This is a genomic window from Proteiniphilum sp. UBA1028, from assembly GCF_002316955.1.
Taxonomy (GTDB): domain Bacteria; phylum Bacteroidota; class Bacteroidia; order Bacteroidales; family Dysgonomonadaceae; genus Proteiniphilum.
Genome location: NZ_DCEN01000071.1, coordinates 1,613 through 13,638, shown reverse-complemented (window position 1 = coordinate 13,638; position 12,026 = coordinate 1,613). Strand labels below are relative to the sequence as shown.

Annotated in this window: 7 protein-coding genes; all 7 read left to right on the top strand. The window is 44.9% G+C overall.

Annotation, left to right across the window (positions count from 1 at the left end; all coding sequences use genetic code 11):
* Positions 1-20: 20 nt before the first annotated feature.
* Positions 21-1,007, top strand: coding sequence for a DUF6528 family protein (locus B3Z75_RS11815; protein ID WP_294071829.1), 987 nt, complete (start codon positions 21-23; stop codon positions 1,005-1,007).
* Between the two features lie 25 nt (positions 1,008-1,032).
* Entirely contained in the window at positions 1,033-2,829 is a 1,797-nt protein-coding gene (locus tag B3Z75_RS11810; protein ID WP_294071826.1) for a glycoside hydrolase family 71/99-like protein, read from the top strand.
* A gap of 6 nt (positions 2,830-2,835) precedes the next feature.
* A complete protein-coding gene (locus tag B3Z75_RS11805; RefSeq protein ID WP_414702896.1) occupies positions 2,836-5,196 on the top strand; it encodes a TIM-barrel domain-containing protein in 2,361 nt (786 codons plus the stop codon).
* Positions 5,197-5,204: 8 nt separating this feature from the next.
* Positions 5,205-6,002 carry a sialate O-acetylesterase gene (locus tag B3Z75_RS11800; RefSeq protein ID WP_294071823.1) on the top strand — a complete coding sequence of 266 codons (798 nt, stop codon included), beginning with the start codon at positions 5,205-5,207 and terminating at the stop codon, positions 6,000-6,002.
* 92 nt (positions 6,003-6,094) lie between these two features.
* Complete coding sequence (locus tag B3Z75_RS11795; protein WP_294071820.1) at positions 6,095-8,752, top strand: glycoside hydrolase family 2 TIM barrel-domain containing protein; 2,658 nt, start codon at positions 6,095-6,097, stop codon at positions 8,750-8,752.
* Positions 8,753-9,000: 248 nt separating this feature from the next.
* Complete coding sequence (locus tag B3Z75_RS14290) at positions 9,001-9,252, top strand: transposase (RefSeq protein WP_414702895.1); 252 nt, start codon at positions 9,001-9,003, stop codon at positions 9,250-9,252.
* Between the two features lie 185 nt (positions 9,253-9,437).
* Positions 9,438-12,026: glycoside hydrolase family 3 N-terminal domain-containing protein (locus B3Z75_RS11790; RefSeq protein ID WP_294071817.1), on the top strand; the 2,589-nt coding region annotated here is incomplete at its 3' end.

Below are 12,026 nucleotides of genomic sequence, written 5' to 3'. Positions count from 1 at the left end.
AATAACAAACACCAAATGATATGATGCTAAAAAGTCAGTGCTTTTTTTCGCTTCTTCTGCTCTTTCATTTTCTATGCGCATCTTGTTCAGGTCACGACACACCGATAGTAGAACCTGAGGAAAAGGAGACCCTTTTCCAACTCCCTGAAAAGGCATACGTCCTGGCAGAACAGGCCAAACAGGCCATTATCATCAGAAATGCGGAAACTCATAAGATTATATGGAACTGGGATCCTTATTCTGCTTCTATTCCAGCAATTCATCAGCCCTGGTTCATTAATCCAAGTGAAGTAAAACCGGTTTTCAATAAAAGGTATATCCTGATGACTGCTTCCGGAGGAGCAGTAGCCTTGATCCGCTTATCTGACAAGAAGCTGATGTTCTACGCGAATTGCGGTCAAAATCCCCACTCTGCTGAGATATTGCCAGATGGAAATATCGTTACGGCAGAATCAAAATATGGCGAGATCAACACCTTTGTGGTGGATACGGTGAAAGTGTTGGGAACAAAAAATCATACGGTAAAGCTGGGTAATGCCCATAATGTGGTCTGGGATAGAAGAAGGATGTCTCTGTATGCTTCAGCAACAATTCAATCAGGTGTGACAGCATTATTCCGTTTTGAATACAACGGAAGTACAACGAACCCCCAACTAATTAATCAGCAACGAATTTATACGTTTGAAAATGAATCCGGTGGTCATGATTTGTTCCCGGTATTCGGAGAAGAAAACAAGCTGTGGTTTACCGCTGCATCCGCTGTATATCAATTCGACATCTCTAAAGACCCCGTTACTTGTAACAAAATTTATGATATCCCCAATATTAAAAGTATCTCTAACGGCCCTGACGGCATTATCATGCTTCGTCCAACAGAGCAGTGGTGGGCAGAAGGGTTAATCAATGAAAATGGCGAAGAGATATTCAGGATGAATGGCGCAAAAATTTATAAAGGACGTTGGATGTTGGACAATACATTTAGCTATCCTATTCAACACAGACCATAACACCATGACAATCAATACAAAAGAAATGAATCAAGAATACCAGTTTATTTCACTAAAGCAAAGTTTACTCCTGCTGACGATGTTGTGCACATTGACAGTGTGGGCGCAGAACGGGAAAAAGGTATATGCCGACTACCATGGAGTAAGATATACACGGCAGCATGACGGACAATTGGGAAGATGGGCTCTCTATGCCAACACCTCGAATTCCTCAACAGACAAAAAAACGTTATGCTACAATGCCGACCTTATTCTCACCAGCGGGCAGCATGAAATTGCCTCCGTGAACTACCCTCTGGCAGGTATGCAGTCCAATCTGGATCACGACTATATCGAATACCAGATCCTATCTGCCAAAGCAGCCAAGATCGACGGATTCTTTATAGAATGGGGATTCATGCATCACGAAAACGATCTGCTACTAAAGGCAATGCAGAAGGTTGCCGTCAAGTATGATTTTGAGATTGGAGTAAACTGGTGCGACGGATGGTTATATTATGACTGGATTACAAAAATGTATCCTGAAATCAATAGCAGAGAGAAGAAAACCAAACACTATGTCAGATGCTATCAATATCTAATCGATAATGTGTTTGCCGCACCAACAGGACCTATTGTGAAGGGACACCCTGTTTTTTACCTGTTCGGGCCCGGTGCAACCCCCGAGGAGTTTGAAGAAGTCTCCTCTCATATTGTCATCCCAAGCAACATCAAAAAGCCAGTGATCTTGCGACGTTGGGCCGAGTGGGGCACCTTAGCGAAGAACAAGTATCAGCCCATCACCCAAAGTAACGAAATCGATCAGTGGATTCAACTGGGGGCTGTTCCTACAGCCTGGCTGCCCGCAAGAGTAAGGCCAATGGACAAGGAGTATCCTTTTTGGGATTATTATGCCACTCAGGATGATGTCATTGAATTTATGAAGCCTTTTAGGGACTCTCTATGGGTCAATTCCAAAAAGAACTATCCCTTAAAATCAGGTTTTGTGATGCCGGGCATGGACAACCGAGGTTGTGCCGGATGGGGAAGGGGACACTTCTTCTACATACCACGCAATGGGGGAAGGACTTATGAAGAGATGTGGAAATTCAATCTTAACAACCGGAATGTGCTGGACATGATATTTATAGCCTCATGGAGTGACTACACGGAGGGGCACGAGATTGAACCGACAAAGGAGAACGGAAATAGAGAACTATTGACCACATTGAAATATGCGAGTCGCTTCAAAGAGGAGGAGGCAGATTCCACCGGATTGAGTTTACCTTTGAAATTATTTCAACTTAGGAAATTATCCAAATTCCTGTTCAATACGCGTCCGGAAACTGGTTTTTGCCCTACCATACTGGATGACGCCGCGGCCTTAATTAGCAACCACAAGTACAACAAAGCCAAGGTGGTACTCAATGAGGCTGAAGCTGAATTGAACAGAATCAAAAAAGAGATCGAAACATGCCAAATCACCATAGAGGGAAATGGAGATGTCATCCAAAAATCACATGATAATCATACGATCTCCATCTTCTTTGATAATGAAACAATTGATTTGCTCAACGGACATCATTATACGGGATACCTTTCGTTTGAGTATCGGGACGAGGGAAATGACTTTATGACAATTTACTCCGAAACTAATCGAAGTCCCAAAGATCTCTTTTCTGTTGTTGCCAGAATAAAGAAAGACAATAGGAAAAGTTGGCAAAAAGCAAAGATATCATTGCATAAAGAGAATATCTCCTATGTCGATAATAAACCTGCTTTTACCATTAAGGGAAATGCGGATGTGAAAAACATATCTGTGACATATGATCTTTTTAAATAAAAGGCAATGAAATACACCCTATATCTCCCACTTGTTTTAATGCTTCATCTGCTCTTTTCATGTACTTCTTATGATTATATCACCCATGAAAGGGGAATCAGTTTTGAGCAAAACGAAGTTGCGTATACAATTGAACTATTCTCTCCAAATATAGTCCGGGTCTTATCTCTTCCAAAAGGTGACAGCATCGTGACAAAAAGACTCATCACCGACTGGAGAAATGCATCTCCTGTTACCTTTAAAATCAAATCCACAAAGGAGAAGATTTCAATAACAACTACCGGTCTAACGGTGGAGTTTGATAAAGTAAATGAATCATTCGCTTTTTATGAGAGAGGCACCCATCGTCTCCTGCTACAAGAGGCGAAGCCGGCACGTTCTTTTCAACGTATGAAGGTAGCTGATGAAACATGTCTCCGTGTCCGGCAAAGCTTCGACTCAAACGACGAAGAAGCACTATATGGGCTGGGACAATATCAAAACGGAGTTATGAACCTGAAAGGGGATACCATCCTGCTGTTACATTCAAATATGGATATCGCCAATCCTTTCCTTGTCTCCACAAAGGGATACGGGATTCTATGGGATAACTATTCCTCCACAACCTTCATAGACCATATTGACGGATACCACTTTGACTCAGAGGTGGCTGACGCTTCAGACTATTATTTTGTGCATGGAAAAGACATTGAAGAAGTAATTGGAGGATACAGGGAGTTGACTGGAGCTGTGCCCATGTTTCCGAAATGGGCTTTCGGCTTTTGGCAGTCAAAAGAACGTTATAAATCCTTTTCAGAGTTGGAGTCAGTTGTCAGGGAATACCGTAAAAGAAATATCCCATTGGATAATATTGTACAGGATTGGGAATACTGGGGAGACAAAGAGCACTGGAACGCGCTCACATTCAATACCGACAGTTTCCCAAATGCCCGGAAAGTGATTGAACGCCTTAATCATGAGCAACAAGTACATGTGATGATCTCCGTATGGCCGGGATTTGGCCCCGCCAGCGATATTTACCAAGAACTGAATGCAATCGGCGCTCTTTTTGAGGAACCCACCTGGGCAGGATATAAAATATTTGATGTGTATAATCCCGAAGCAAGGGAGATTTTCTGGAAATACCTGAAAAATGGGTTGTTTGACCAGGGAGTCAACGCCTGGTGGCTGGATGCGACTGAGCCCTCCTTCAGGGATGGATTCACGCAGCGCAAACAGGAAGCAAGAAGTAAGTCCGCAGGAAACACTTACATGGGTAGCTTCCATCGGTACCTGAACGTCTACTCGCTGGAGATGAGCCGATTTCTATATCATAAATTACGGGAAGCCAGCGATAAAAGAATCTTTATCCTAACAAGATCCGCCTTCGCCTCACAGCAAAAGTATGCTACTGCTGTCTGGTCGGGCGACGTATCATCCTCTTGGGAGAACTTACATAAACAGATACCCGCCGGCCTCAACTTCTCCATGTCCGGCATTCCCTACTGGACATCCGACATCGGGGGATTTTTTGTCACCGAGAGAGATGGAATGTTTCCCGAAGGGCTGAAGGACGATGCTTTCAAGGAATTATATACACGCTGGTTTCAATTTGGAGCCTTCTCTCCTCTTTTCAGGGCACACGGCACCAATGTTCCTAGAGAAATCTGGCAGTTTGGAGAACCCGGAGACATATATTATGATACACAACTAAAATACATAGAGTTACGTTATCGACTACTTCCCTATCTGTATTCTTTATCCTGGAGGATCACAAACAGGAATTACACCCTGATGAGAGGCCTGGCTATGGACTTTCCACAGGATACCCTCGTACATGATATTGATAACAGTTACATGTTTGGCCCCGCTTTTTTGGTGCGTCCTGTATTGCAACCAATGAAGATGAATCTGCAGCAAACAGGCACATACCTGCCAATACACGAGGGAAAGTATTGGTATGACTTCTGGACCGGAGAAGCGACTGCTTGCGGAAAGACCCACCTGATGAGCACACCACTACCTGTTATGCCACTGTATATAAAAGGAGGTTCTATTCTCCCACTGGGAAAAGTAAAGCAGTATGCTATGGAGAACCATGACGATGAACTGGAGTTAAGAGTATACCGGGGTATGGATGCGGATTTTCTATTATATGATGACCAAGGCGAAGACAATGGTTTTGAGCATGGGGCCTATGCCACCATCCCCCTTCGTTGGAATGAAGCGTCGCAAGAACTAGTTTTGGATAAAAGGGAAGGCTTGTTTGAGAAGATGCCCGAAACCATTTCGTTCACAATTAAGTTATACCAACCCGACAATCCTTCACCGGATGTAAAGAAAATACTTTACACCGGCAAAAAAACAATTATTGATTTCAGTAAATAAAAACGTATATGAAATATCTCTTTACATTATTGCTCTTATCATTCATCGTGCAGCATGCTTCATCACAAACATCAACAGGAGCAAAAACTTTCGACCCCATTCCTTCTCTTGATTTGTACCTATGCATAGGGCAGTCAAACATGGCCGGAAGAGGAACACTGCATGTGGGCCTGATGGACACCCTGAAACTGGTATATCTCCTTAACGACATTTGCCAATTCGAGCAAGCTGTCAACCCCCTCAACAAATATTCTACCATCAGAAAGGAAATTGCAATGCAGCAACTAAGCCCCTGCTATTCTTTTGCCAAAGAGATGGTGAAAGAAACCGGGAAACCTGTGGGGCTGATTGTCAATGCCAGGGGCGGAAGTTCTATTAAGGAATGGATGAAAGGAGCCAAGGAGAATTACTATGGTGAAGCCTTAAAAAGAGTCCATGCCGCCACGAAGTACGGACAAATAAAGGCCATTCTCTGGCATCAGGGCGAAGCGGATATTTGTTGTCCCGAAGAATACAGAAAAATATTGACACAATTCGTTAAGGACCTAAGGGAGGATCTAAAAAATCCCACCCTGTTTTTTGTTGCGGGTGAGGTCTCCCGATGGGACTGGACCCGTAACAAGGAAGGAACCAGCCATTTTAATCAAATGATCAGCTCCATCTCCTCCTTTATTCCTTACAGCGCCTGTGTATCCTCTATCGGGTTAACACCTCTAAAAGACGAATCCGACCCCCATTTCGACGCAGAAAGCCAACTGATCTTAGGGAAGAGATATGCAAATAAAATCTTAAATTCCTGCAAATAAACAACCGACAGACAAATCCGTATAAAGCAATGACAACAGTACAATAGTTCATCTTTCAGATAATTTTAATTATTCCCATAAACAAATTTCATATGTATAGTCGTTCATCTATTCGCAGAATCTTATATACAACAATTTTTTTCCTCTATGCCGTGACTGGCATAGCCGGACATAGAATCAGCATCAACAACCACTGGCAATTCACTACAAACCGCATTCATCACCAGGTTGTCCAGCTGCCCCACTCATGGAACGATCAGGATGTAATGGATGATTTACCGGGGTATTACCGCGGTATTGGTATATACACAAGAGAACTTATTATCGACGAAAGATACCAGGGGAAACAACTCTACCTGCACTTCGAGGGAGTCAACCAGATTGCCGATGTGTATGTTAACGGTACACATGCCTTGCAGCATAAGGGAGGATACACCGCGTTTACCGTTCCGCTTAACGGGTTAATCACATTTGGAGAAAATCACCCCAATGAAATAACGGTAGAGGTAGATAATCGGTGGAACAAGGATATTCCTCCTCTTTCGGCCGACTTCACCTTCTACGGAGGAATATATAGAGATGTCTATCTGATTATAAAGGAGCCTGCCCATTTTTCACCACTCGACTTCTCAAGCGAAGGAGTCTATGTATCCACTTCCAATGTCTCGGAGAATAATGCCGATATGCAGGTCAAGGCAATCATCAAAAACACGTCTACCGAAAAAAAACAGCTCTCACTCCAAACCATTCTGTATGATAGTCAGGGGATACTTGTGACGAAGAAGAAGACTCCTTTCACGGTCGAGAGTAATAGTAACAAGATCATTGAACATGACCTGCGATCAATTCCGTCCCCTCAGCTCTGGTCCCCCGAATGCCCCTACCTCTATCATGCCGTAAATCAATTGGTGGATGCAACGGGAAAAGTGTTGGACACCTATGTTTGCTCTGTCGGATTCCGATGGTTCCACTTTGATCCCCAGACAGGTTTTTACCTGAACGGTAAACACTATAAGCTGATAGGTGCAAGCCGCCACCAGGACTTCTGGTTTAGAGGCAATGCATTAAATGATGATTACGCGGTAAGAGACATAGAGATGTTGAAAAAAATGGGAGGAAACTTCCTGCGTATCGCCCACTACCCCCAGGATAAATCGGTGATACAGGCGTGTGACCGACTGGGTATTCTATGCGCCATTGAGATCCCGCTAGTGAACGAGATCACCGAATCACAAGAATTTGAAGACAATAGCACACAAATGCTGATGGAGATGCTCCGTCAATATTACAACCACCCCTCTCTCGTTATCTGGTGCTATATGAATGAAATATTGCTTCGGGATAAATATGATAACGACAAAGCGAAGAAAAAAGAGTATCATGAGTCGGTCTATTATCTCGCACAAAAGCTGGAAAATATCATCCGGAAGGAAGATCCGGGGCGCTATACCATGCATGCAAGCCATGGAGCGTACAACAAGTACAAAAATGCAGGATTGTTAGACTTACCAATGGTGGTTGGATGGAACCTCTATGAGGGATGGTACGGTGGGGTGTTTAAGGGGTTTCCCGATTTTCTGGAGCGGTTCCACACCGACTTCCCCGAAAAAATCACGGCTGTCACCGAATATGGTGCGGACAACGACCCGCGCATCAGAAGCGATCGACCAATCCGCTTTGACAAAAGCACGGAGTACTCTACTCTCTTTCACCAGTATTACTATAAAGCGATAAAGGAACGACCATATGTAGCGGCAGGTATGATTTGGAATCTGGCCGACTTCAACTCGGAAACACGCATGGAAACAATGCCTCACATCAATAACAAAGGTATCCTCACTTGGGATAGAAGCATTAAAGACCAATTTCTTTTTTATCAGACTCAACTTACTGATGAGCCGAGGATCAGCATCTTGAATTCCGGTTGGGAGAAACGCACGGGCATCGCAAACGAAGAGGAATGCGTGACTATACAGCCTATCATGGTAGCAAGCAACCTTCCATCGGTAGAACTCCTTGTGAATGGTTCGAGCCTGGGGGTAAAACAGATAACCGACGGGCTTGCAGAGTGGAGTATCCCTTTCAAAAGCGGGCATAACACTCTTATAGCGAAAGGCGTTAAAAATGGAATATCCGTGAAAGATGAAACGATCATAGAGTTTCTTATGCAACCCTATCAGTTAAACAATCCGGAACTGCCCTTTAAAAACATCAATGTGATGCTGGGATCTACCAGGTACTTTTTAGATCCGGAAACGAGGGAGGTATGGATGCCCGATCAACCATACAGGAAAGGAAGCTTCGGACATATAGGTGGAGTACCCTACCGGATTGAAAGCGAGGGGCGCACACCATTTGGGACCGATAAAGCCATTAGTCACACGAAGAATGACCCTGTGTATCAAACCCAGCAAGTAGGCATTGAAGAATACCGACTTGATGTCCCAACAGGCCAGTATGAACTGGTTTTACACTTTGCCGAGTTGGAAGGAGGAAAAAGTACTCACTTGGCATACAACCTCGGATCAGAGAATGAGCGGGATCGTACACTGCAAAAGAGAATTTTTGATGTGAGCCTGAACGGAAAAATAATTCTCGAAAATTTTGATATCGAAAAACGGTACGGATTAGGCAATGCAGTACAAATAAAAATTCCCTTGTTTGTTACCGATCAAGGTATATCAATTAAATTCACAAAAAAACAAAATGAGCCGGTGCTAAATGCTTTACAATTGAGAAAAACATTTTAATAGAACATCATCGCCTCCCTCCACGTAGTCAACACAGTTGCCACTGATTTAAATGTGGGTGTATCACAATGTGATTTCACCCTCTTTTTATTCGGATATCGATCTGAGAACATATCCCAATATTCATTTCTCAGGAGGTTAAATTGTATTTTGAGACAGCCTCATTCAGTTGATCCAGAAAATAAACGTGATTTCGGGATAAGAAAAGTATTCAAAGAGTTGTCTCAAAGAGGGAAAAGTATGATGGGTTGTTGTTAAGGTTCAAACTTAATTTAACCTGTAACAAAAAGGGTGAACTGCCGAATTTCTTCCTCACCAGGAGCAATATTGACAATAGAAACCCGGATGTAATCAAAGCTCTTACCCAAAACCCTTCCGACAAACTTTATGCTGACAAGGGACATGTTAGCATCAAACTTTTTGAGTTGTTATTTGACCAAGAAATTCATTTAGTGACCGCTATGCATTCAAATATGCACACTAATGTCATTTCACGATAAAACTCTCTTAGGCAGAAGTTTAAAATCAAGTATACCAATCATTTAGGGGTAAAGATTGTCCAAAAATCAGGTTGCTAATTCCTTTACACCAAAAAGTTAAAATATGCTGTACATAATTTTTCAAACGAAATAATTACAGTAAATTTGAGGAAATGAAACGAATGACACGAAAAATAAGAAAAAGAATGCAATTTTTTGCGATTACCCCCATTATCGGATTATTTTATTTGATCTCCGTATCTGTCTGCGGACAAGACAAGATCGATATTCCGGACAGATATCTCCCCAAAAACAAACAGATTTACCAAAAAGGCTGGATCGACTTCAACAAAAATGGAAGAATGGATGTCTATGAAAACCCGGAAGCAGAAATTGAGGAGCGGATTACTGATCTGATCAGTCAAATGACGCTGGAAGAGAAGACCAATCAGATGGTCACCCTCTACGGATACGGCAGGGTGCTGGAAGACGATCTCCCCACCCCGGAATGGAAAAACAGGCTTTGGAAAGATGGAATAGGAGCCATAGACGAACACCTGAACGGCTTCCGTCAGTGGGGACTTCCACCCTCCGACAACCCTTATGTCTGGCCGGCCTCGCGCCACGCATGGGCTTTGAATGAGGTGCAGCGTTTTTTCATTGAAGAGACACGGCTGGGAATCCCGGTGGATTTCACCAACGAAGGCATCCGGGGTGTGGAAAGCTACATGGCCACCAATTTCCCCACACAACTGGGACTAGGCCATACATGGAACAAGGATCTTGTGGAGAAGGTGGGTTATATCACCGGCCGGGAAGCAAGACTTCTGGGCTATACCAACGTATATGCGCCCATCCTCGATGTGGGCCGTGACCAACGGTGGGGCAGGTACGAAGAGGTATACGGGGAGAGTCCCTTTTTGGTGGCCGAGCTGGGTATATCCATGGTTCAGGGGCTGCAAAAAGATTTTCAGGTCGCCTCAACCGGAAAGCACTATGCCGCCTACAGCAATAATAAGGGAGGCAGGGAAGGCATGTCGCGTGTAGACCCGCAGATGTCGCCACGGGAGGTGGAGAATGTGCACATGTACCCCTGGGAGCGGGTAATCAGAGAGGCAGGGTTACTGGGAGTAATGAGTGCCTATAACGATTATGACGGCTTCCCCATTCAGAGCAGCTACTACTGGCTCACCACCCGCCTAAGAAAAGAGATGGGCTTTAGGGGCTACGTTGTCTCCGACAGCGACGCAGTGGAATACCTCTACTCCAAACACGGCACCGCATCCGACATGAAAGAGGCGGTATACCAGTCGGTGATGGCCGGACTCAATGTGCGTTGTACCTTCTGCTCGCCCGACTCCTATGTGTTGCCGCTGCGTGATCTGATCAGGGAAGGGGCGATTGAGATGGAGACGGTCGACGAGAGGGTAAGAGATATTCTGCGGGTGAAATTCCTTATAGGTTTGTTTGATTCTCCCTATCAAACGGATTTAAAACAGGCCGATGCAGAAGTAAATTCGGAAGAGCATCAGAAGGTAGCGCTTCAAGCCTCGCGTGAGAGCATCGTATTAATAAAAAATAAAAACATCTTGCCCCTGAAAAAGGCGGATATTCAAACCATTGCCGTATGCGGACCGAATGCCGACGATGCCTCTTATGCCCTGACCCACTACGGTCCTCTGGCCGTGGAGGTGGAAACCGTTTTGGACGGGATCCGTGACAAGGCGGGAGACGACATGGAAGTACTATACACAAAAGGGTGCGACATCGTGGATGCACACTGGCCGGACTCTGAAATTATCGATTACCCGATCACGGACGCAGAACAGGCCGAGATTGACAATGCCGTGGCCAACGCCTTGAAAAGCGATGTGGCCGTTGTGGTGCTGGGAGGAAATAGCCGCACTGCCGGTGAAAACAAGTCCCGTTCTTCACTCGACCTGCCCGGCCGCCAACTGGATTTATTAAAAGCAATTCACGCTACGGGCAAACCCGTGATACTGGTTCTGATTAACGGGCGTCCCCTGTCCATCAACTGGGCAGACAGGAATATCCCGGGAATTATTGAAGCATGGTACCCCGGGTCACAGGGAGGAACGGCCGTAGCCGACGTACTCTTCGGGGACTATAACCCGGGAGGGAAACTGACCGTAACCTTCCCCAAGACTGTGGGACAGATTCCATTCAACTTCCCGGCAAAACCAGCTTCGCAAGTCGACGGTGGACGTATTCCCGGTCCGGAAGGGAACCAGAGCCGGGTGAACGGAGCCTTGTATCCTTTTGGATATGGCCTGAGCTACACCACCTTTGCCTATTCAGACCTGCAGCTTTCGAAAGAAGAGATTACCGACAAAGAGAGCCTTTTCGTCACAGTAAAAGTAAAAAACACCGGCGACAGGGCCGGCGATGAAGTTGTGCAACTGTACACCAGGGATGTATTAAGTTCGGTCACCACCTATGAGAAGAACCTACGCGGTTTCGAAAGGATTCACCTGCAGCCCGGTGAGGAAAAGGAGATACAGTTTGCCATTCACCCCCGCGATGTAAAACTTTTGAATAGTGACAACGAATGGGTTGTTGAACCGGGTGAATTCAGGGTGATGATCGGCGCCTCGTCGGAGGATATCAGGCTGAGCCGATCATTCTTCGTGCTGGGGGAAGGATTCGACAAACACAAGCTGGTAGCAACCCCATTGGTGACTTCCGATCCGCAGACCTCTGACGCACTGAATGTGCTGGACAAAGACCGGGACTCATTTTGGGAAGGCCATAAAGGGTACTTTCTTACCTTCCCG